Raw genomic sequence first — 21,112 nt, 5'->3', positions numbered from 1 at the left:
AATCACAGCGGCGGCCCCGCGACGCGGCGGGATAGGGTGGCCGGTGTGCTCGATCTGGTGACTGCGCTGCGCTACGTGGACCCGCTGCGGGCGGGCGGCTCGGTGCCGGGCGTCGTGGAGACGGACGACCTGGGAACGTACGTGGTCAAGTTCACCGGCGCCGCCCAGGGCCGCAAGGCGCTGGTGGCGGAGGTGATCGTCGGTGAGCTGGCCCGCCGGCTGGGCCTGCGGGTGCCCGAGCTGCGGCTGGTGGACTTCGACCCGGCGGTGGCCGCGGACGAGCCTGACACCGAGATCCAGGACATGCTCAGGGCCAGCGGCGGCCTCAACCTGGGGATGGACCTGCTGCCCGGAGCGCAGGACTTCCGGCCGGGGATGGTCCCGGTGGACTCCGCCGAGGCCGGGCGGGTGGTCTGGCTGGACGCGCTCACCGGCAACGTCGACCGCACCGTGCACAACCCCAACCTGGTGGTCTGGCACGGCCGGCTCTGGCTGATCGACAACGGCGCCGCGCTGATCTTCCACCACCGCTGGGCGAGCGCCGGCGCCTCGGTCGGCAAGCGCTACGACCTCAGCGCCCACGCGCTCGGCGGCTCGGCCCCGGACGTCCGGCTGGCCGACGAGGACCTCGGGCCGCTGGTCACCGTGGCACTGCTGGAGGAGGTCCTGGCGCTGGTCCCGGACGAGTGGCTGGCCGACGAGCCCGGCTTCGACTCGGCGGACGCCGTCCGGCAGGCCTACGTCGGCCATCTGGCCGCCCGGGTGGTGCTCTCGGAGGAGTGGCTGCCGGAGGGCTTCGCCACCCCCGAGCAGCTCCGCGAGGCGGAGGTGCGGCGTGCGGCCCGGACCCGGGCCGGTCGGCCGGCCTGGCTGCAGGAGGTGCCGGACCTGCACGGCAAGCCGTCGGTGGAGACGGTGTGGGAGCACCACTTCGAGTGAGGGCGGCGCTCTCGGGCGGCCGCCACCGGTCCGCCCTGTCACCCGGCCGGGGCCGGCGGCCCGGGTGCGGGTGCCCGAACGCGACGGGGAGCGGGACCGTCGGTCCCGCTCCCCAACTCGGCTTTCAGTGTTCGGCGTTCAGCACTCGGCGCACGCTCGGCGCGCCGTGGTCAGTGCCTCAGCGCCACCACTGGACCGCCTTCTCGGCGTTGATGATGCCCGCGCCGTAGAAGCCGTTGTCGTCCGCACCGCCCTCGCAGGTGGCCTTCCACTGGCCGGTGGCGCCCGGGTTGAACTCGCCGGTCGGGCAGGCGTGGGACTCGGCCTGGTTGGTGAGCAGCTCGGTCAGCTCGTCCGGGCTGGCCCACGGGAAGGTGGAGGCGAGCAGCGCGACCACACCGGTGACGTGCGGGGTCGCCATCGAGGTGCCCTGCATGTAGCCGTACTTGTTGCCCGGGATGGTGGACAGGATCCGGCCGTTCTTGTCCGGGGTGTCCGGGATCTGGTAGCGGGCGTCGCCACCCGGCGCGGCGACGGTCACCACGCCCTTGCCGTAGCTGGAGTAGTACGACTTCTCGCCCTTGACGCCGACCGCGGAGACCGCGACGACACCGGGCAGCTCGGTCGGCAGCGACAGGCAGTCGTTGGTGACCGGGCGGGTGCCGGGGGTGGTGTCGTCCGGGCTGGAGACGTCGGTGGTCTTGTGCGCCAGGTCGATGTTCTCGTTGCCCGCCGCGGCGACGTTCAGGACGCCCTTGCGCTGCGAGAACTCGACGGCCTTACGGACGGCGTCGGTGATCGCGGCCTGGTCCTTGTCGTTCTGGCAGTTGAACATCCACGGGTCGACGTAGTAGCTGTTGTTGGTCACCTTGAAGCCGTGCTCGCCGGCCCAGACGAAGCCGCAGATCGCGTTCTCCGGGTAGATCATGCCGGCGTCGTTGACGACCTTGACCGCGGCCAGCTTGACGTTCGGGGCGACACCGATGACGCCCTTGCCGTTCTGGGCGGCGGCGATGGTGCCGGCGACGTGGGTGCCGTGGTCGCTGGTGGTCGGCTGCCAGGCCTTCCAGTCGGTGTTCGGCGCGCCGTCGAGACAGGAGACCGACTGCGAGGCGTCCACGTTGGCGGCCAGGTCCTCGTGGGTGGCGTCGATGCCCGAGTCCAGCACGCCGACGGTGACGTTGCGGCTGCCGAGCGAGAGCTTGTGCGCCTTGTCGACACCGATCTGGCGCATGTCCCACTGGTTGGGCTCGTACGGCTCCTGGCCGGCGGTGGCGGCACCGACGGGCTCGGCGGCGACCTCGGCCTTGCCCTGGTCGGCGGCGGTGATGCCCTTGGTGCGGCTGGCACCCACGGAGTCGACGCCCTTGGCCAGGCGCAGCTTCTCCGCGAACTTGGTGTCGTTCGAGCGGGCGATCACGACGCCGATCTGCTCGTACGAGTGGACCACCGTGCCGCCGAGGCCGGTGACGGCCTTCTCGACCTTCTGCACCTGCCCGTGGTTGGCCTTGGTGTTGACGACGTAGCTGAGCAGCGGACCGGTCGTCGGGTCGCCGGTGGGCGCCGCGACGGCCGTGCCGGCCGGCAGCGCGAGGGCGCCGGCGGTGGCGAGCACGACGCCCACCGCCGCGTACCGGGTCCGGCTGATCCGAGGAACTCTCATTGGGGTTGGCCCTCCCGAGTCGTCAGGCGGCAACTGCGGTGTGGCAGGTGCGCTGGGAATGACCGGACGCTAATGAATATTCGCTGATATGCGCAAGAGGTAGTCATCTAATCGTCACATCTCAACCAACACCGGAGGTTGGGAGTCCGCGACTCACCAGCGAAAACAGCGTAAAGATTGTTAAAAAGTGATGGTTCGCCGACGAGCCGACCGACTCGGCCGCCCTCGGCGCCGTCGCGTCAGAGCGCGTACAGGCGGCGGGCGTTGCCGGCCGCGACCATCCCCGCCAGGCGCTGGGCGTCCGCCTCCGAACAGGCCCCGTCGGCCCGCCACTCCGCCAGCAGCCCACCCAGTCCGTGTCGGAACTGAGCGGCGCTCACCAGGAACAACTCGGGCAGTCCGTAGGCGTCGGTGGAGAACAGCAATTTGCCGAAGGGCGCGAGCTCGAGCATCTCACCGAGGACGGCTGCCACCCGCGGCCCGGTGTAGGAGGCCGTCAGCCCGAGGTCCGTGTGGACCATCGGGAAGGCCTGGGCCAGCCAGGCGGCCTGCCGGTGGTACGGGTAGGCGTGCAGCAGCACCAGCGGCACACCGCTCGGCTCCGCGGCGCGGATGAAGTCGGTCAGCAGGGACGGGTCGGCCCGGTGCAGGGTGAGGTCGGGATCGCCGAAGCCGGTGTGCAGTTGGATCGGCAGGCCGAGGTCGGCGCAGACGTCCACGGCCGTCCAGAGCAGGTGGTGCAGCAGGACCGGATCGGCCAGCCGCTCGCGCCCACCCCGCAGCCGGCGGCCGGCGGCGGCCACCACGGCGGCGTGCGGGGGCCGTTCGGCCGGTGCGGCCAGACCGTGCCGGTAGGCCAGCACCGACTTGACCGCGACGGCCCCGGCGGCGGCCGCCGCGAGCGCCTCGCCGACGGCCCGGGGCCAGTCCCCGGCGTCGGCCGTCACCGCCTCCGCGACCGTCTCCAGGCGGACCACCTCGCGCACCGCCGCACCGGTGACTCCGGCGAGTTCGGTCAGCGGCAGCAGCTCCTGGCCGGCGGCGGTGGTCAGCCCGGTGTCCACCAGGTAGGTGTCCAGCCCGGCGGCGGCGAGCAGCCGGCGGGTGGCCTCGGCGGCGCCCAGCTCGCGCCGCCGGGCCAGGTAGTCGGCGGCCGTGGTGTGCGCGGGCAGGCCGAGCGCGGGCGGGCACCAGCGCCGCACCGCCAGGCCGAGGGCACTGTCGAAGGGCGAGCAGCCGGGCGCGGGCGGCCGGTCGGACTCGGTGAGCAGGCCGGCCAGCGCGTCGTCGGCCAGCTCGGCCGCCACCACGCTGTGGCAGTGGTGGTCGACCAGTTCGGGGGCCTCCAGCCGGGCCACCGGTCAGTACCGCCAGCGGGTGGCCGCGACCAGTTGCTCGGGCCCGGCGGAGGCGTACTGCTCGGCCTCGGCCCGCCGCACCGCCAGCACCGCCTGGTACAGCGGCTCGCCGAGCGCCTCGCGCAGCACCGCCGAGCGCTCGTAGGCGGCGATCGCCTCGGCCGGCCCCTGCGGCAGCCGGGGCACCGTGCCGGGTTCGGCCGCGGCCGGGTCCCCGGTGAACTCGGGTGGCAGCGTGCCGCGCCGCTCCAACCCGGCGAGACCGGCGGCGATCACCCCGCCGACCGCCAGGTACGGGTTGGCGCTCGCGTCGAAGCACTTGACCTCGGCGTTCGCCGCGGCGGCCCGCTCCCCGGTGGAGCCCGTGACCAGCCGCAGCGCGGCCTCCCGGTTCTCCAGGCCCCAGCACTGGTAGGCACCGGCCCAGTGCTGGGGCACCAGGCGCAGGTACCCGGCCGGGCTGGAGCAGCCCAGCACCAGCAGTGCGGGCAGCGCGTCGAGCACCCCGGCGAGGAAGCCCTCGGCCTCCGCGGTCAGGCCGTGCGGCCCGGGGCCGCCGTGGCCGAGGTTGCGGCCGTCCCGCCACAGGCTGAGGTGCAGGTGCCCGCCGTTGCCGACCGCGCCGGGCTCGACCACGGGGGCGAAGGAGACCCGCAGGCCGTGCCGGGCGGAGACGGCGCGGATGGTGTGCCGGACCAGCACCGACGTGTCGGCGGCGCCGACCGGGCCCTCGGGGGCGACCGAGACCTCGAACTGCCCCGGGGAGTACTCGGGGTGGATCTGCAGCACGTCCAGCCCCTGGTGGTCGAGGGCGCGCAGGACGTCGCGCAGGTAGTCGGAGAGGTCGGTGAGCCGGTGCATCCCGTAGGCCGGGCCGTGCGTCGGGTACCGGGGCGCCTCCTGCAGGGGGCCGTCCAGGGCGACCACCCACTCGACCTCGATGCCCGCCTTGAGGCTCAGCCCGCGGGCGGCCGCGGCGGCCTCCGTCCGCCGGGCGAACAGCCGCTGGCAGCCCGGGTGCGGGCCGCCGGCCTGGGTGTGGCGGTCCCCCGGGGCCCAGGCCCAGCCGGGCTGGGCGGCCAGCGGGACGAGCCGGTCGAGGTCCGGGTAGAGCCTCAGGTCGCCGGTGGGGCCGCCGATGATCGGGCTGGTGGTGCTGGCGTCGTCGGCGAGGAAGACGTCGAAGCAGGGCGCCGTGCCGATGCCCCACTCGGCCGCGTGCACCAGACCGCCCACCGGCACCGCCTTGACCCGGGTGATGCCCGCGTTGTCCACCCAGGTGACGGCCACGGCATCGACGGCGGCGGTGCGCAGCCGGTCGGCCGCCGCCTCGGCCCGCTCGGCGCGCTCGGCCCGCGGGGGCAGCGCGACGGCGGCCGCGAGGGCGGCGTCACCGCCCGGCTCGGCGGGGTCGGCGGTACGGGCGGCGCGGGCGCCGGCGGTTCCGAGGCTCATGTCACCATGCTGCCCCTCCCCTTGGGGGCTTGTAACTCCCCTATCGAGTGGTCCAAACGGAGGACCGTCCTCCCGTTCACCCGTTCGGGGCGGGCACCTCGGGGCGCACCGGGAGCGTGGAACCCGGCGCGCCGGGGTCGGGGGCTCCGTGCGCCCGGAGCCGCGAACACCCCTGCGCCACCCAGGCGTTGGGTGATCGGGCGGGTGCGGCCGCGGGCCGGCCGTCGGCGCGGTGGCCACTCCGGTGCGGCCGCCCCGCCACTCGGCGGCGTCGCCCCGGAGCCCGACCGGAGCCCCGACGCGGAGCCCGACCCGCGCCCCGACGCGGAGCCCGATCTGAGCCCCGGCCCGTAGCACGCCCGGCGCCACCCCGGGGTCGGCGAACGCGGTGAAGGGCCCGCCCCGGACCGGACGGATTTCCCGCCCGCACCCCTTCCTACCGACCAGTAGCTTCGCTACAGTGGCCGGACACGCACCACCGCCGGGCTTCGGGAGCCGCACCGGCGGGAGGTCGCACCGCCGCGTCCGCGGCGGGCGCGGTGCGTCTTCACCGGCCGGTGCCGCCGAACGGCGGCGGGCCGGGTTCCTCCCCGCGGATCAGGGTCGCTTCCTTCACCTTCGAGCGCCTGAGCACCACGGCGCACCCCGCAGTTCGGCCGGAGCGGACCGGCCGCTGCCCGGGTGCGCCGGAACCCGTCATCTCCCCAGCCCCCGCGCGTGGACCCTCCTCCGGCGGCGGCCGCCCCCGCCCCCCGTCACCGTCGACGGGCGCGGCGGCGTGCCCGCCGGAGCACGCTCGGGCCCTTCATGACTAGGAGTCAGGACATGGAGCGTCCCTTTCCCACCGTGGCCGTCGTCGGCCTCGGCACGATGGGTGCCGGCGTCGCCGTGGCCGTCGCCAGGAGCGGCCGCCGGGTGATCGGCATCGAGGCGAGCGAGGACTCGGCCGCCCGGGCGCTGGCCCGGATCGAGGCGGCGACCGCGCACGCGGTCGACCGGGAGCGGATCACCGCGGAGGAGCGCACCGCGCTGCTCGCCCGGATCTCGATCGGGCACGGCCTGGCGGCGGCCGCCGAGGCGGACCTGGTGATCGAGGAGGTGCCCGAGCAGCTGGAGCTGAAGCGGGAGGTCTTCGCCGAGCTGGACCGGATCTGCCCCGAGAGCACCGTGCTGGCCACCGGCACCACCGCGCTGTCGGTGACCCGGATCGCTGCCGCGACCGCCCGTCCGGAGCGGGTGCTGGGCCTGCACTTCTTCAACCCGGTGCACTCCATGAAGCTGGTCGAGGTGGTGCGCACCGTGCTGACCTCCCCGCAGACCGCCGAGGACGCCGCCGCGTTCGCGCGCGACCTGGGCAAGGAGCCGGTGGCGGCCGGCGACCGGGCCGGGTTCGTGGTGAACGGCCTGCTGTTCGCCTACCTGAACCAGGCCGCGGCGATGTACGAGTCCAAGTACGCGTCCCGCGAGGACATCGACGCCGCGATGCGGCTCGGCTGCGGCCTGCCGATGGGCCCGCTGGCGCTGCTGGACCTGATCGGCATCGACACCGCGCGCACCGTGCTGGAGGCGATGTACGAGCAGTCCCGCGACCGGCTGCACGCCCCCGCTCCGATCCTCGGCCAGCTGGTCTCGGCCGGGCTGCTGGGCCGCAAGTCCGGGCGCGGGTTCTACACCTACGAGGCGCCGGGCTCGTCCCGGCCGGTGGACGCGGCGACCGGGCCGGCGCTGCCCAAGGTGCCCGGCCGCGCCGTCCGCACCGTCGGCGTCTGCGGCTCGGGGACGATGGCCACCGGCATCGTCGAGGTCTTCGCCAAGGCCGGGCACCCGGTGCTGCTGGCCGCCCGCAGCCAGGAGAAGGCGGACCGGGCGAAGGCCCAGCTGGCCCGGTCGCTGGAGCGGTCGGTGGCCAAGGGCCGGCTCTCCGCCGAGCAGCGGGACGCCGCGCTGGAGCTGGTCACCCCGGTCGGCCAGTACACCGAGCTGGCGGACGTGGACCTGGTGGTCGAGGCGGTCGCGGAGGACCTGGGAGTCAAGCGGGAGCTGTTCGCCACCCTGGACAAGATCGTCCGCCCGGGCGCGGTGCTCGCCACCACGACCTCCTCGCTGCCGGTGATCAGCTGCGCGACCGCCACCTCGCGGCCGCAGGACGTGATCGGCATGCACTTCTTCAACCCGGCGCCGGCGATGAAGCTGGTCGAGGTGGTCTCCACCGTGCTGACCGCCCCGGACGTCACCGCGACCGTGCTGGAGCTGACCGCGAAGGTCCGCAAGCACCCGGTGGAGTGCGGCGACCGGGCCGGGTTCATCGTCAACGCGCTGCTGTTCCCCTACCTGAACGACGCGGTGCGGATGCTCCAGGAGCACTACGCGACGGTGGACGACATCGACACCGCGATGAAGCTGGGCTGCGGCTACCCGATGGGCCCGTTCGAGCTGCTGGACGTGGTCGGCCTGGACGTGTCGCTGGCCATCGAGCAGGTGCTGCACCAGGAGTTCCGCGAGCCGGGCCTGGCCGCGGCACCGCTGCTGGAGCACCTGGTCGCGGCCGGCTGCCTGGGCCGCAAGACCGGCCGCGGCTTCCGCGACCACGCCCGCCGGTGACCACCGCACAGGCCGGGGGCGACCCCGCGCCGTACGGGTCCGCGCCGTACGGGTCCGCCCCGGCCGCGCGTCCGGGCTGGGGCCCGGGGGCGGTGTCGGCGCGCTGGCCGAGGCCGGCCGTGACCGGCCCGGTGGCGCCGGTGCGCCGGGGAAGGGCCGCGGCGCCGCCGCCGGGGCCGTGTAGCGTTCCGGACATGGATCGGGTTCAGTCAGCCACCCCGCAGCAGTCCGCCGCGCCGCGGTCCGCCCCGCAGGCCGCCGCGCCGCGCGGCGGCGACCGGACGGCCCCCTCGGCCGGGGACGGCGGGCCGGGTAGCCGCCGGGCGGCGGCGCAGCGCCAGCAGATGCGCCAGGACCTGGCCGCGGCCGCGATGGAGCTGTTCGCCTCGCAGGGCTACGAGGAGACCACGGTCGACCAGATCGCGGCGGCCGCCGGGGTGGCCCGGCGCACCTTCTTCCGGTACTTCCGGTCCAAGGAGGAGGCGATCTTCCCGGACCACGACGACACCCTCGTCCGGGTGGCCGACCTGCTGGCCAGTGCCGAGCCCGAGGAGCACCCGCTGGACGTGGTCTGCCGGGGCATCAAGGAGGTGCTGCGGATGTACGCCTCCACCCCGGGGGTGTCCGTCGCGCGGTACCAGCTGATCCGTCAGGTCCCGGCGCTGCGCGAGCGGGAGATCGCCGTGGTGGCCAGGTACGAGCGGCTGTTCACGCGCTACCTGCTGGGCCGCTTCGACACCGGCGAGCCGATCCCGTCGGGCTGGCAGCGCGGCGGCGAGGACGACTCGATGCTGGCCGAGGTGTCGGCGGCGGCCGTCGTCGCGGCGCACAACCACGTGCTGCGGCGCTGGCTGCGGGCCGGCGGCCGGGGTGACGTCGAGGCGCAGCTGGACCACTCCTTCGAGGTGATCCGGCGGACCTTCTGGGCCGCCAGCGCGCCGGGGGCCAGACGTCGCGGGTCACTGGTGGCACCCGGTGCCAGTGGTGCCCCCGGTGACCTGGGGGCGGAGAGCGCACTGAGTGCCAGCCCCGGAGGTGAGGTACTCATCACAGTCGCCCGGACGGACGCTCCGCTGGAGGTGGTGGTGGACAGCATCCGCGCCGCCCTGAGTGCCGCCCAGGACCACTGAGGTCGGAGTTTTAGCAGGTCAGAGATATTTCGAGGGCCCGCGCCGAGGGATCGGCGCGGGCCCTTCGCATGCCGCCGCCCCGCGCCGCTACGCGCGTTCCACCCCTCCTCCGAGCGCCGGAATTCATGACACCCGGTGTCTTTACGAGTGGCACAGGGTGCCACTACCTTGTTACCCACCAGTCGCGGCGCCGCGGCTCCCCACCTCGGCGCGCCGTCGGCAGGCGTTCCCACACCCCGGGAGCAGTGCCAGTCCCGCCCGGACCACCACCGGGCGGCAGCCTGACCGCCAACCACCCACCTCAGCGAAGCCGGTGTCCGCTCCCGGCTCCCCCAGACGCCCTGTGACCCTCACACAGGTACGCCTTCGGAGGCAGCCATGCAGGAAATCCTCGACGCGATCCTCAGCAACGACGCCACGTCGGAGGACTTCGCCGCCGTCAAGCTCCCCGAGTCCTACCGGGCCGTGACGCTCCACAAGGACGAGGAGCAGATGTTCGCGGGTCTCGACAGCCGCGACAAGGACCCCCGGAAGTCCCTCCACCTCGACGAGGTGGCCCTGCCCGAGCTGGGCCCCGGCGAGGCCCTGGTCGCCGTCATGGCCAGCTCGGTGAACTACAACACCGTGTGGAGCTCGATCTTCGAGCCGGTCTCCACCTTCGGGTTCCTGGAGCGCTACGGCCGGCTGTCGCCGCTCACCAAGCGCCACGACCTGCCCTACCACGTCCTCGGTTCCGACCTCGCCGGCGTGGTGCTGCGCACCGGTGCCGGGGTCAACGCCTGGAAGCCCGGCGACGAGGTCGTCGCCCACTGCCTGTCCGTCGAACTGGAGTCCCCGGACGGCCACAACGACACGATGATGGACCCGGAGCAGCGCATCTGGGGCTTCGAGACCAACTTCGGCGGCCTGGCCCAGATCGCCCTGGTGAAGACCAACCAGCTGCTGCCCAAGCCCAAGCACCTCACCTGGGAGGAGGCCGCCTCCCCCGGCCTGGTCAACTCCACCGCCTACCGCCAGCTGGTGTCGCAGAACGGCGCCGGGATGAAGCAGGGCGACAACGTGCTGATCTGGGGCGCCAGCGGCGGCCTCGGCTCGTACGCCACCCAGTACGCGCTGGCCGGCGGCGCCACCCCGATCTGCGTGGTCTCCAGCGAGGCCAAGGCGGACATCTGCCGGTCCATGGGCGCCGAGGCGATCATCGACCGCTCCGCCGAGGGCTACCGGTTCTGGAAGGACGAGCACAACCAGGACCCGCGCGAGTGGAAGCGCCTGGGCGCCAAGATCCGCGAGTTCACCGGCGGCGAGGACGTCGACATCGTCTTCGAGCACCCGGGCCGGGAGACCTTCGGCGCCTCGGTGTACGTCACCCGCAAGGGCGGCACCATCGTCACCTGCGCCTCCACCTCCGGCTACATGCACCAGTACGACAACCGCTACCTGTGGATGTCGCTCAAGCGCATCGTCGGCTCGCACTTCGCCAACTACCGCGAGGCCTTCGAGGCCAACCGCCTGGTCGCCAAGGGCAAGATCCACCCGACCCTGTCCAAGGTCTACTCCCTGGAGGAGACCGGCCAGGCCGCCCTGGACGTGCACCACAACAAGCACCAGGGCAAGGTCGGCGTGCTCTGCCTGGCCCCCGAGGAGGGCCTGGGCGTGCGCGACCAGGAGCTGCGCGAGAAGCACCTGCCCGCGATCAACCTCTTCCGCGAGCTTGACGAGCGGGACGTCAAGCACAGCCGGAACGTCTGAGGGACCCCCGATGACCGACCCCCAGAAGCGCGACCGGCCCTGGCTGATGCGCACCTACGCCGGCCACTCCACCGCGAGCGACTCCAACGCGCTCTACCGGCGGAACCTGGCGAAGGGCCAGACCGGCCTGTCCGTCGCCTTCGACCTGCCGACCCAGACCGGCTACGACTCCGACCACATCCTCGCCCGCGGCGAGGTGGGCCGGGTGGGCGTGCCGGTGGGCCACGTCGGCGACATGCGCACGCTGTTCGACGGCATCCCGCTCGAGCAGACCAACACCTCCATGACGATCAACGCCACCGCGATGTGGCTGCTGGCGCTCTACCAGGTGGTCGCCGAGGAGCAGGGCGCCGACATCGCCAAGCTCACCGGCACCACCCAGAACGACATCGTCAAGGAGTACCTGTCGCGCGGGACGCACGTCTTCCCGCCGGGCCCGTCGGTGCGGCTGATCACCGACATGATCGCCTACACGGTCGGCAACATCCCCAAGTGGAACCCGATCAACATCTGCAGCTACCACCTCCAGGAGGCCGGCGCCACGCCCGTCCAGGAGATCGCGTACGCGATGTGCACCGCCATCTCGGTGCTCGACGCCGTCCGCGACTCCGGCCAGGTGCCGGCCGAGCGGATGGGCGACGTGGTCGCCCGGATCTCCTTCTTCGTGAACGCCGGCGTGCGCTTCGTCGAGGAGATGTGCAAGATGCGCGCCTTCGCCCGGCTCTGGGAGAAGGTCACGCTGGAGCGCTACGGCGTCGCCGACCCGAAGCAGCGCCGGTTCCGCTACGGCGTCCAGGTCAACTCGCTCGGCCTGACCGAGGCCCAGCCGGAGAACAACGTCCAGCGGATCGTCCTGGAGATGCTGGCCGTCACCCTCTCCAAGGACGCCCGCGCCCGGGCCGTCCAGCTGCCCGCCTGGAACGAGGCGCTCGGCCTGCCCCGCCCGTGGGACCAGCAGTGGTCGCTGCGGATCCAGCAGGTGCTGGCCTACGAGTCCGACCTGCTGGAGTACGGCGACATCTTCAACGGCTCCGAGGTGATCGAGGCCAAGACGGCGGAGCTGCTGGCCGGTGCCGAGGCGGAGATCGCCAAGGTGCTGGAGATGGGCGGGGTGATCCCGGCCGTCGAGTCCGGCTACCTCAAGTCCAACCTGGTCGCCTCGCACGCCGCCCGCCGGGCCCGGATCGAGTCCGGCGAGGACAAGATCGTCGGCGTCAACTGCTTCGACACCACCGAGCCCAGCCCGCTCACCGCCGACCTCGACACCGCGATCATGGTCGTCGACCCGGCCTCCGAGCAGTCCGTGCTGGCCGCGCTGGAGGACTGGCGGGGCCGGCGCGACGAGGCCGCCGTCCAGCGGGCGCTGGCCGAGCTCAAGGCCGTCGCCGCCACCGACGCCAACCTGATGCCGGCCACGCTGGCCTGCGCCCGGGCCGGTGTCACCACCGGCGAGTGGTCCTTCGCCCTGCGCGAGGTGTTCGGCGAGTACCGCGCCCCCACCGGGGTCGGCGGCGCGCCCGTCGCGGTGGCCGCCGAGCCCGGCGGGGAACTGGAGCAGGTCCGCGCCGCGGTCGCCGCCACCGCCGAGGAGCTCGGCACCGGCAAGCTGCGGCTGCTGGTCGGCAAGCCCGGCCTGGACGGGCACTCCAACGGCGCCGAGCAGATCGCCGTACGGGCCCGCGACGCCGGCTTCGAGGTGGTCTACCAGGGCATCCGGCTGACCCCGGAGCAGATCGTGTCCGCCGCCGTCGCGGAGGACGTGCACTGCGTGGGCCTGTCGATCCTCTCCGGTGCGCACACCGAGCTGGTGCCCGACGTCCTGAAGCGGCTGCGCCGTGCCGGGGTGGAGGATGTCCCGGTGATCGTGGGTGGCATCATCCCGGCAGCGGACGGCGAGGCCCTCAAGGCCGCCGGCGTCGCCGCCGTGTTCACCCCGAAGGACTTCGGCATCACGACCATCATCGGCCGGATCGTGGACGAGATCCGGCTCGCCAACAAGCTCCAGCCGTGGACGCCCGCACCGTCCCCGGCCACGAACTGACCAGCTGACCAGCTGACCACTGGGAAGGAACCGAACCACCCCCATGACTACCGTCAACCGCCTGCGCCCGCGCCGCTCCTGCCTCGCCGTGCCGGGCAGCAACCCGCGCTTCCTCGAGAAGGCCCAGGGCCTGCCGGCCGACCAGGTCTTCCTCGACCTGGAGGACGCCTGCGCCCCGCTGGTCAAAGAGAGCGCCCGCCACACCATCGTCGACGCGTTGAACAACGGCGACTGGGGCGGCAAGACCCGCGTGGTCCGGGTCAACGACTGGACCACCCACTGGACCTACCGCGACGTGATCACCGTCGTCGAGGGCGCCGGCCCGAACCTGGACTGCATCATGCTGCCCAAGGTCCAGGACGCCGAGCAGGTCAAGGCGCTCGACCTGCTGCTCACCCAGATCGAGAAGACCATGGGCTTCGAGGTCGGCCGGATCGGCATCGAGGCGCAGATCGAGAACGCCAGGGGCCTGATCAACGTCGACGCCATCGCCGAGGCCTCGCCCCGGCTGGAGACCATCATCTTCGGCCCCGCCGACTTCATGGCCTCGATCAACATGAAGTCCCTGGTGGTCGGCGAGCAGCCCCCCGGCTACCCGGCCGACGCCTACCACTACATCCTGATGCGCATCCTGATGGCCGCCCGCGCCAACGACCTCCAGGCGATCGACGGCCCCTACCTGCAGATCCGCAACCAGGAGGGCTACCGCGAGGTGGCCGGCCGCTCCGCCGCCCTCGGCTTCGACGGCAAGTGGGTGCTGCACCCGGACCAGGTCGCCGCCGCGAACGAGATCTTCTCGCCCTCGCAGGAGGACTACGACCACGCCGAGCTGATCCTCGACGCCTACGACTACTGCACCTCGGAGGCCGGCGGCGCCAAGGGCTCCGCGATGCTCGGCGACGAGATGATCGACGAGGCCAGCCGCAAGATGGCGCTGGTCATCGCCGGCAAGGGCCGGGCCGCCGGCATGGAGCGCACCACCAAGTTCGAGATCCCGGAAAGCTGAGGGCCTGAGCCATGCAGTTCGGACGCACCTACGAGGAGTTCGAGGTCGGCGCGGTCTACAAGCACTGGCCCGGGAAGACCGTCACCGAGTACGACGACCACCTGTTCTGTCTGCTCACCATGAACCACCACCCGCTCCACATGGACACCAACTACGCCGAGAAGACGACGGACTTCGGCCGGAACGTCGTGGTGGGCAACTACGTCTACTCGCTGCTGCTCGGCATGTCCGTCCCGGACGTCTCCGGCAAGGCGATCGCCAACCTGGAGATCGAGTCGCTGCGCCACATCGCGCCGACCTTCCACGGCGACACCATCTACGGCGAGACCACCGTGCTCGACAAGTGGCCCTCCAAGTCCAAGGACGACCGGGGCATCGTCCACGTCGAGACCAAGGGCTACAAGCAGGACGGCACGGTCGTCTGCGTCTTCCGCCGCAAGGTGATGGTGCCGACCGCGACCTACACCAAGGAGCGCGGCGGCGAGCAGCCCGGCCGTCCCGAGCCCCTCGCCTGATCCCCTCCATGTGATGGACCCCGGACGGGGAGGCCGCCGTCATCGGCCGACCCCCACCCGGAAGGGGGCCCTGCTGCCGCAGCCACGCCGGCAGGGCCCCCGATAATCCCCCCCCCCCGCCATTCCGGGGACCCACGGACTTTCCCACCCCTCACACCTTTCGGAGCCGCACGATGGGACGCCTCGCACAGACCGACGGCCTCACCGAGATCCAGCGGGACATCCTCGCCACCGTGCGGGATTTCGTCGACAAGGAGATCATTCCGGTCGCGACCGAGCTGGAGCACAAGGACGAGTACCCGACCGCCATCGTCGAGGGCATGAAGCAGCTCGGGCTGTTCGGCCTCACCATCCCCGAGGAGTACGGCGGCCTCGGCGAGTCGCTGCTCACCTACGCCCTGGTGGTCGAGGAGATCGCCCGCGGCTGGATGTCGGTCTCCGGCATCGTCAACACCCACTTCATCGTGGCGCACATGATCAACGCCCACGGCACCCAGGAGCAGAAGGACCACTTCCTGCCGCGGATGGCCGCCGGCGAGATCCGCGGCGCCTTCTCGATGTCCGAGCCGGGCCTCGGCTCCGACGTCTCCGCCATCTCCACCAAGGGCGTCAAGGACGGGGAGTTCTACGTCCTCAACGGCCAGAAGATGTGGCTCACCAACGGGGGCACCTCCACCCTCGTCGCGGTGCTGTGCAAGACCGACGAGGGCGGCGACACCCCGTACAAGAACATGGCCACCTTCCTGATCGAGAAGGAGGCGGGTTTCGGCCCGAACCCCAGGGTTCCCGGCCTGACCGTGCCCGGCAAGATCGAGAAGATGGGCTACAAGGGCGTCGACACCACCGAGCTGGTCCTCCAGGACGTCCGGATCCCCGCCGACCGGATCCTCGGCGGCGTCCCGGGCCGCGGCTTCTACCAGATGATGGACGGCGTCGAGGTCGGCCGGGTCAACGTCGCCGCCCGCGGCTGCGGCGTCGCCCGCCGCGCCTTCGAGCTGGGCATCTCCTACGCCCAGCAGCGTTCCACCTTCGGCAAGAAGATCGCCGAACACCAGGCGATCCAGTTCAAGCTCGCCGAGATGGCCACCAAGGTCGAGGCGGCCCACCAGATGATGGTGATGGCCGCCCGCAAGAAGGACGGCGGCGAGCGCAACGACCTCGAGGCCGGCATGGCCAAGTACCTGGCCTCCGAGTACTGCAAGGAGGTCGTCGAGGACGCCTTCCGGATCCACGGCGGCTACGGCTTCTCGAAGGAGTACGAGATCGAGCGCCTCTACCGCGAGGCCCCGATGCTGCTGATCGGTGAAGGTACTGCGGAGATCCAGAAGATGATCGTCGGGCGCCGGCTGCTGGAGGAGTACCGGATCGCCGAGTGATCGCGGGGCCGTCCGGGTTGACGACGTCACGTACGGACGGTCCCCTCTCGAACCGCCGGTCGACGGGCGTGCGGGCCCGTCCCGGCTGAGCGCCGTGCCCCGTCACGGACCCGGCCTGGTCCGCCTGGTCCGGCACGGCCCTCCGGACAGTGGCCGCAGGGCGTACAGCTGCAGCGACGCGCCCTGCGGCCGCTTCCGTGCACCCGTCGACGGCCGCCACGGCCCGTGTCCCCGCCGGGTTCCGACCGCTCCTCCGCTGAGACAAGAGTCACCAGCCGTGTCCGGTCCCTTGGGAACCGGACCGGGGCGAGCTACGGTCGTAGGAACGGGATGCGCACACGCGCTTCCACCGGACACATGAACGAGCAGGCGGGTTGCCCACCCACCGTGTGCTCCCGATAGCATCCACCGGGACAGCAAGCCGTCCCTCTATTGCCGATCCCGCGGTGGCCCCCGTCCAGCGGCCATGATCCCCCGCGACAAAGGTCTTCGATGCCCATCAGCCCGTCCCCTCACACCTCCGTCACGGACCGCGATGCCCTCGCCGCCCCGACGGCCGGTCGGCGACCCCGCGTGACCATCGCGCGCGGAGCCACCCCCTGGTTCGTCCCCACCCTCGCCACGGCAGCCGTCACCACCGCCCTCACCCGGCGCAGCGGCACGTGGGCCCTGGCGGCGGTTCCGGCCTGTGCGCTCAGCGCGGGCATGCTGTGGTTCTTCCGCGACCCCGAGCGTGAGATCGGCACGGGCAGAGTGATCTCGCCCGCCGACGGCGTGGTGCAGAGCATCGACGCCTGGCCGGACGGCCGCACCCGGGTCGCGATCTTCATGAGCCCCCTCAACGTCCACGTCAACCGCGCGCCCCTGCCGGGCACGGTGACCTCGGTGGAGCACGTCGCGGGCGGCTTCGTGCCGGCGTTCAACAAGGACAGCGACCAGAACGAGCGGGTCGTCTGGCACTTCGACACCGAGCTCGGCGACATCGAGATGGTGCAGATCGCGGGGGCCGTGGCCCGCCGCATCGTGCCGTACCTGGCCGCCGGAACCAAGGTCGAGCAGGGCGACCGGATCGGCCTGATCCGGTTCGGGTCCCGGGTCGACACCTACCTGCCGGCCGGCGTCGAGGTCGGCGTCGAGGTCGGCCAGAAGACCACAGCCGGGGTGACGCGCCTTGACCGTGACTGATCCTGAGACAATCGTCGGCCTGGACGACGAGGAGACGGCCCTGCGCCGCCGCCGGTGGGCGCGCGACCGCGAGCTGCGCGCCCCGCGCTCCCCGCAGCACCTGTCCACCGCCGACTTCCTCACCCTGGGCAACGCCGTCTGCGGCTTCCTGGCGATCTACTCGATCACCACCGGGGTGCTCGTCCCGCACATCACCAACCCGGACGCCGCTCCGGACCGGCACAGCGCCGCCACCGCGGTGACGCTGCTGCTGATCGGCTCGATGTGCGACCTCTTCGACGGGCTGGTGGCGCGCAAGCTCCGCTCCTCCGCCCTCGGAGCGGAACTGGACAACCTGGCCGACCTGATCAGCTTCGGCATCGCGCCGGCCTACTTCGTCGCGGTCTGGGGCATGGTCTCCCAGGGCTCCAACACCAAGCTCTCGGCGCTGATCGCGCTGACCGTGCTGCTCGCGGTGGTCCTGCGGCTGGCCCGCTTCTCCGCCGTCAAGATGCGGCCCGGGGTGTTCCAGGGCATGCCGTGCCCGATGGGCGCGATGACGGTCATCGCCATCGTGCTGCTCGACCCGCCGTTCCTGCCCGGTCTGCTCGCCATCTTCGGCGCCGCGTACCTCATGGTCAGCCGGATCGAGTACCCGAAGCCGCAGGGGCTGCTGGCCACCGCCACGCTCTGCTGGATCGTCGTCTCGATCGGCTGCCTGGCGGCCTGGGCCACCGGCCTGCCGGGCGGTGACACCCTGATGCACGTGGGTGCCTTCGCCCAGATCACGCTCGCGGCGATGGCGCCGCTGCTGGTCATCCGACGGAAGGTCGGCCAGAAGGTCGGCGACGTCCGCGCCCGGCGGGCGGAGTCGCGCCTCGGCTGAGCCGCACCGCCTCGACGGGAAGGGCCCGGAACCACCAGGTTCCGGGCCCTTCCCCTTTGCGTTGTCCGGCTCCGCTTTGCGTTTCCCGGCTCCGCCCCGGCGGGTGCGCGGCCGGGTGGGCCCGGGGGCTCACGCCCCGCCGGTACGGGCGGTACCGCTTGCTCACGCCCCGCCGGTGTGGACGCTGAAGGCCGAGCGGCGGGCCGCCCGGGCCACGCCCGGGTCGGGGTGCACGCTCGAGACCGCCGTCAGCACCGAGGCCGCCCGGGGGTGGCCGGACTGCCTGGCCCGGGCGAACAGCCGCACCGGGTCACCGGCCGAGGCCCCCTCCACGTGGCCGACCAGCAGCTCCGTCTCGCCGTGGTCCAGCACCGCGGCCGCGGTGTCCACCCACAGCCAGGCGGCGTCCTCGGCGCCCAGCACGTCCGCCGGGGAGACGCCCTCGTCCGAGCGCTCCGCCAGCCACAGCAGCGCGTACGGGCGCAGCACCGGCTCGTCCACCGCGGCCCGGACCGCCTGCTCGGCCGGCCCGCCGGCCACCCGCAGCGCCTCGAAGGCGAGCCCGCGCACCAGCGCGTCGTCGCCCTGGGCGGCCTCCAGCAGCTCGGCCACCGCGCGGTCCGCCGGACGGGCCGCCACCCAGGCGCGGAACTCGGCCCTGGCCGGGCCCGGCGAGTAGTCCGCGCAGGCGTTCAGCAGCTCGAAGGCGCTCTGCTCGATGTGACCGGCCGCGGTCTGGGCGACCGTGCAGATCTCCTCCAGCTTCGCCCGAACCGCCCAGTGGCCCAGCGGGGACAGTTCGGCGGCGTCGTCCTTGCGCAGCACGGCGCCGACCGCCGCCAGGCCGTCCAGCATCCAGTCCAGGACGGCGGCCACGTCGGAGGGCGCGGGCGGGGTGTCGATCTGCGGCTCGCGGCAGGTGCCGCGGACGGCGGAGACGGCCGAGGCGGCGTGCGGCACGGGCGACAGGCCGGGCCCGCCGAGGGCGGCGCCCACCCGGCGCTCGTCCAGGCCTCGGCGCAGCAACTCCAGCAGTTCGCTCTCGGCCACCGGGCCGTCCACCAGGTGGAGGAAGGAGAGCAGTTGGGGGGCCTGGTCCACGGCCTGCCCGGCCAGGACGGCGAACACCCCGCGCAGGGCGGCGGGCGGCACCGGGGCGAGCAGCGTCCAGGCGTCGAACAGCCCGGACCAGCCGCGCACCACGGCCTCGTCGTCGTGCTCCCAGGCGTGCAGGCGCCAGCCGGGGCCGGCTCCGCCGTCGCGGGCCTCCACCAGGCCGACCAGCAGCGCCTGGCCCCAGGCCTTGGCGGCGGCACCGACCGTCATGGCCAGCGCGCGGCCGGCCGCACGGGCGTCCTCCGGGAGGAGTTCGCCGCGCTTGTCGACCTCGTCCAGCTCCCCGGCCCAGCGGGCGATCCGGACGGCGTCGACCAGCATCCGACGGGCCAGCGGCGCGAGCTCGGCCGGCGCGGGGAAGCCGTCCGGCACGGGTACCCGGCCGCGGCCGGGTGCCGGGGCGGGCCCTCGTCGCCGGGGTACACCGGCCCCGCCCGGCCTGCCACCGGAGGGCCGGTGGGCCGTACCGGGGAGACGGGTCACCGTCGCACCGGTACCGATCGTCGGCGGGAGCGGGGCATCACGGTCGCGCGGGTTCCGAGACGTCACGTCGAGCAGTCTTCCCCTTGCACCGGCCTTCTGTCACATCCGGTTGTCCGTACGACCGGGAGACCGGTGGCGGCACCTCCGCAAGACCGGGCAACAGAGGCAAACCGCCTGGCCGGAAACGTGTGGCGGGGTCATGCCAGGGTCGCGCGGGGCGTCGCGGTACTCGTCCGGCCGATCACGGTCCGTGTCGGACGGGCCGGGTGCGGAGCGGCGCGAGGGACGGGAATCCGGCCAGACGGCATGTGCCGGCGGGCGGGTGCCCGGCACGGGAAGTCGGCCGGGCCGACTTCTGGTGCGCGCACAAGGGGCGTGCAGAGCGGGCGCCGCGCACCCGACCGAATCGAACGGGCTTCCGGCCAGGCGGGCTCGCCTCTCGGGTGCTGGGTGAATCCCGGCCCCGACCCCCGGGCTGCCTCAGAGCAGCGGGGTGAGCCAGCGCCGGAGCAGTTCGGTGTAGTGGTCGGGGGCCGAGTTCCACAGCGCCGCGTGCTCCCCGCCCGGGAAGGTCTGGAGGTTGACCAGCTGCGGACGGGCCGCGGCGAGGCGCTGGGCGGCGCCGAAGGGGGCGGTCCGGTCACTCGGACTGTGCAGCACCAGGGTCGGCACGTGCAGGTCCGCGCCCTCGACGAGGCGGGAGAAGTCGGCGAGGTCGACGCCGGTGCGGCCCTCGGCCGCGAGCGCGCCGAGTTCGGCCGCGGCGCCCCTGAAACCGGCCCTGGCGGCCTCCCGGCGGGCCGAGGCGGGCAGGTCCAGGACGGGCGAGTCCAGGATCAGCCCGCTGATCGTGTGGGCCCAGGCCGAACGGGCCGCCGTGTGCAGCGCCATGGTCGCGCCCAGCGACCAGCCGTAGAGGATCACCCGGCCGGCCCCGCGGTCGAGCGCCAGCCGTACCGCCGACTCGACGTCGCGCCACTCCGTCGCGCCGAAGTGGCTGAGGCCGTCCGGGGAGGCGGGGGCGCCCGCGTCCCCGCGGTAGGTGACGGCCAGCACGGGCAGGCCGAGGCGCTCGAGCAGCGGCAGCACGGGCAGGGTCTGCTGGCGGTCGGCCTCCGTGCCGTGGACGAGGATCACCCAGGTGCCGCGCTTGCCCTCGAGGTGCCAGGCCGGGAAGGTGCCCAGCTCGCCGCGGGCGCCGATCTCGGTGAACGGGAGGCCGAGCGCCTCGGCCGGGTCGCCGAGCAGCACCCGGGGGGTGAACCGGACCTCGGTGCCGGGCGTCAGGGTGCCCCGGTCCGCCCGGACCAGCCGCCGGGTGACGCCCCGCTGGTCGCTGTGGAGGATCTCCTCCACCACCGCGTGCCCGCCGTCCGCCCACTCGACCGCCCAGCGCCCGCGCCGCAGGCTCTCCGGGCGGCGGGTGAAGGTGACCCGCCCGGCGGCGACGCTCTGCACCAGGATCGGGCCGCTCTCCTGCAGGGCCGTCCCCGCGCCCGGCCCGGACCCGGGACTGACCATCCGCTCGGAGGCCCGGCGGCCGATCACCAGGACGGCGGCGGCCCCGGCTCCCACGGCGGCGGCCGCCACCACGGCTGCGGTTCCCCAGCGCATATCGTTCCCCGCTCTG

Annotated in this window: 15 protein-coding genes; 10 read left to right on the top strand and 5 right to left on the bottom strand. The window is 73.1% G+C overall.

Annotation, left to right across the window (positions count from 1 at the left end):
- The first annotated feature begins 45 nt into the window (after positions 1–45).
- A complete protein-coding gene (locus ACGF07_RS29710; RefSeq protein ID WP_350737710.1) occupies positions 46–939 on the top strand; it encodes a HipA family kinase in 894 nt (297 codons plus the stop codon).
- A 178-nt stretch (positions 940–1,117) separates the two neighbouring features.
- Here ACGF07_RS29710 and ACGF07_RS29705 read toward each other — a convergent pair whose 3' ends face one another.
- From ACGF07_RS29705 to ACGF07_RS29695, 3 genes are all read right to left on the bottom strand, one after another.
- A complete protein-coding gene (locus ACGF07_RS29705; RefSeq protein ID WP_350737707.1) occupies positions 1,118–2,602 on the bottom strand; it encodes a S8 family serine peptidase in 1,485 nt (494 codons plus the stop codon).
- Positions 2,603–2,841: 239 nt separating this feature from the next.
- Positions 2,842–3,960, bottom strand: coding sequence for an amidohydrolase family protein (locus ACGF07_RS29700; RefSeq protein WP_392903683.1), 1,119 nt, complete (start codon positions 3,958–3,960; stop codon positions 2,842–2,844).
- 3 nt (positions 3,961–3,963) lie between these two features.
- A complete protein-coding gene (locus tag ACGF07_RS29695) occupies positions 3,964–5,415 on the bottom strand; it encodes a glutamine synthetase (protein WP_392903681.1) in 1,452 nt (483 codons plus the stop codon).
- Between the two features lie 825 nt (positions 5,416–6,240).
- On the opposite strand from ACGF07_RS29695, the gene ACGF07_RS29690 reads away from it, so the two are divergent.
- From ACGF07_RS29690 to ACGF07_RS29650, 9 genes are all read left to right on the top strand, one after another.
- Entirely contained in the window at positions 6,241–8,016 is a 1,776-nt protein-coding gene (locus tag ACGF07_RS29690; RefSeq protein ID WP_392903679.1) for a 3-hydroxyacyl-CoA dehydrogenase family protein, read from the top strand.
- A gap of 194 nt (positions 8,017–8,210) precedes the next feature.
- Entirely contained in the window at positions 8,211–9,146 is a 936-nt protein-coding gene (locus tag ACGF07_RS29685) for a TetR family transcriptional regulator (protein WP_392903677.1), read from the top strand.
- Between the two features lie 378 nt (positions 9,147–9,524).
- The gene (gene ccrA / locus ACGF07_RS29680) at positions 9,525–10,895 is read left to right on the top strand and encodes a crotonyl-CoA carboxylase/reductase (protein ID WP_392903674.1); all 1,371 of its coding nucleotides are present in this window, start codon (positions 9,525–9,527) and stop codon (positions 10,893–10,895) included.
- A gap of 10 nt (positions 10,896–10,905) precedes the next feature.
- Positions 10,906–12,936 carry a protein meaA gene (locus tag ACGF07_RS29675; RefSeq protein ID WP_350737692.1) on the top strand — a complete coding sequence of 677 codons (2,031 nt, stop codon included), beginning with the start codon at positions 10,906–10,908 and terminating at the stop codon, positions 12,934–12,936.
- A gap of 43 nt (positions 12,937–12,979) precedes the next feature.
- Positions 12,980–13,942 carry a CoA ester lyase gene (locus ACGF07_RS29670; protein ID WP_350737689.1) on the top strand — a complete coding sequence of 321 codons (963 nt, stop codon included), beginning with the start codon at positions 12,980–12,982 and terminating at the stop codon, positions 13,940–13,942.
- An 11-nt stretch (positions 13,943–13,953) separates the two neighbouring features.
- Positions 13,954–14,457, top strand: a complete 504-nt coding sequence (locus ACGF07_RS29665) for a MaoC family dehydratase (RefSeq protein ID WP_350737686.1) — start codon at positions 13,954–13,956, stop codon at positions 14,455–14,457.
- A 173-nt stretch (positions 14,458–14,630) separates the two neighbouring features.
- Positions 14,631–15,833: an acyl-CoA dehydrogenase family protein gene (locus ACGF07_RS29660; protein WP_392903671.1), complete on the top strand. Its 1,203-nt coding sequence runs from the start codon at positions 14,631–14,633 to the stop codon at positions 15,831–15,833.
- Between the two features lie 492 nt (positions 15,834–16,325).
- Entirely contained in the window at positions 16,326–17,018 is a 693-nt protein-coding gene (locus ACGF07_RS29655) for a phosphatidylserine decarboxylase (RefSeq protein ID WP_350737680.1), read from the top strand.
- Complete coding sequence (locus tag ACGF07_RS29650) at positions 17,005–17,883, top strand: CDP-alcohol phosphatidyltransferase family protein (protein ID WP_392903669.1); 879 nt, start codon at positions 17,005–17,007, stop codon at positions 17,881–17,883. Before ACGF07_RS29655 ends, ACGF07_RS29650 begins: the two co-directional genes overlap by 14 nt.
- 162 nt (positions 17,884–18,045) lie before the next feature.
- Here the strand turns inward: ACGF07_RS29650 and ACGF07_RS29645 are convergent, their stop codons facing one another.
- Positions 18,046–19,371: a hypothetical protein gene (locus tag ACGF07_RS29645; protein ID WP_350737677.1), complete on the bottom strand. Its 1,326-nt coding sequence runs from the start codon at positions 19,369–19,371 to the stop codon at positions 18,046–18,048.
- Positions 19,372–19,962: 591 nt separating this feature from the next.
- Complete coding sequence (locus ACGF07_RS29640; protein ID WP_392903667.1) at positions 19,963–21,096, bottom strand: alpha/beta hydrolase family protein; 1,134 nt, start codon at positions 21,094–21,096, stop codon at positions 19,963–19,965.
- Between the last annotated feature and the right edge of the window lie 16 nt (positions 21,097–21,112).

Source organism: Kitasatospora sp. NPDC048194 (genome assembly GCF_043202455.1).
In the GTDB taxonomy this organism is placed as follows: Bacteria; Actinomycetota; Actinomycetes; order Streptomycetales; family Streptomycetaceae; genus Kitasatospora.
Note: the sequence above shows the minus strand (reverse complement) of the source record. Positions and strands in the feature narration are given on the sequence as shown.

Excerpts from the sequence above, each read along its gene's own strand:
- ACGF07_RS29685 (WP_392903677.1), top strand. The coding sequence starts at position 8,211 with ATGGATCGGGTTCAGTCAGCCACCCCGCAGCAGTCCGCCGCGCCGCGG.
- ccrA (WP_392903674.1), top strand. The coding sequence starts at position 9,525 with ATGCAGGAAATCCTCGACGCGATCCTCAGCAACGACGCCACGTCGGAG.
- ACGF07_RS29675 (WP_350737692.1), top strand. The coding sequence starts at position 10,906 with ATGACCGACCCCCAGAAGCGCGACCGGCCCTGGCTGATGCGCACCTAC.
- ACGF07_RS29670 (WP_350737689.1), top strand. The coding sequence starts at position 12,980 with ATGACTACCGTCAACCGCCTGCGCCCGCGCCGCTCCTGCCTCGCCGTG.
- ACGF07_RS29655 (WP_350737680.1), top strand. The coding sequence starts at position 16,326 with ATGCCCATCAGCCCGTCCCCTCACACCTCCGTCACGGACCGCGATGCC.
- ACGF07_RS29660 (WP_392903671.1), top strand. The coding sequence starts at position 14,631 with ATGGGACGCCTCGCACAGACCGACGGCCTCACCGAGATCCAGCGGGAC.
- ACGF07_RS29640 (WP_392903667.1), bottom strand. The coding sequence starts at position 21,096 with ATGCGCTGGGGAACCGCAGCCGTGGTGGCGGCCGCCGCCGTGGGAGCC.
- ACGF07_RS29705 (WP_350737707.1), bottom strand. The coding sequence starts at position 2,602 with ATGAGAGTTCCTCGGATCAGCCGGACCCGGTACGCGGCGGTGGGCGTC.
- ACGF07_RS29695 (WP_392903681.1), bottom strand. The coding sequence starts at position 5,415 with ATGAGCCTCGGAACCGCCGGCGCCCGCGCCGCCCGTACCGCCGACCCC.
- ACGF07_RS29690 (WP_392903679.1), top strand. The coding sequence starts at position 6,241 with ATGGAGCGTCCCTTTCCCACCGTGGCCGTCGTCGGCCTCGGCACGATG.
- ACGF07_RS29665 (WP_350737686.1), top strand. The coding sequence starts at position 13,954 with ATGCAGTTCGGACGCACCTACGAGGAGTTCGAGGTCGGCGCGGTCTAC.